This is a genomic window from Lentibacillus kimchii (assembly GCF_042666895.1).
GTDB lineage: Bacteria > Bacillota > Bacilli > Bacillales > Amphibacillaceae > Lentibacillus > Lentibacillus kimchii.
The window spans coordinates 1-709 of the sequence record NZ_JBHTGR010000047.1; the positions used below are offsets into that span (position 1 = coordinate 1).

Below are 709 nucleotides of genomic sequence, written 5' to 3' on the forward strand. Positions count from 1 at the left end.
CGATGCAGCGCATCCGTCATGCCGTTCAAGCCGTCCGAAATGAAAAGAAGGACGTGTTCAACACCGCGATCATATAAGCGCTGAACGAGCTCCTCCCACACCTCGGCGGATTCCGTTGGGGCGATGGTGAAGTCGAGCACTTCTTTGCCGCCATCTTCCGCAATGCCAATGGCGATATAGACCGATTCCTTTTCAACGCTTTGACGCCGGATTGGAATTTGCGTGGCATCCAGATAAATGCAGACATAACGCTGTTCCAGCGTTCGCTCATGAAAAGCCTTAACATCTTCTGACACAAGCTGTGTCAGGTTGGATACAGTTTGTTTGGAATAGTGCTGACCATACATTTTTTCGATCAAATCGGCGATTTCATCCGTTGTGATGCCCTTTTCGTACAGGTGGATGATAAACTGTTCCAGTGTGTCGTTGGAACGTTTATAGGGTGCCAGGGTTTGTTGCTGAAAGGCACCGTTGCGATCTCTGGGAATATGCAGCTCAAGGTTGCCGTATTCTGTCTTAAACGTACGGCCATAAAATCCGTTACGGGAATTACCAGAGTTAACGCCAGCCTGCTCATAAGGCTCATAGTCCAGAAAAGCTGTTAATTCGTGTTTTAAAAGCTGATTGATCGCTGTTTCCAAGTGATGGCGAAAAACTTCTTCAATATCCTGTTTTTGGGCTAGTGATTCAAGCAAATCTGTAGTAAGAT

1 protein-coding gene is annotated in these 709 nt (G+C 46.8%); it reads right to left on the bottom strand.

Annotation, left to right across the window (positions count from 1 at the left end; all coding sequences use genetic code 11):
- Positions 1 to 709, bottom strand: a 709-nt coding sequence (locus ACFQU8_RS10200) for an IS256 family transposase (RefSeq protein WP_382359499.1), incomplete at both ends; no start/stop codon positions are given.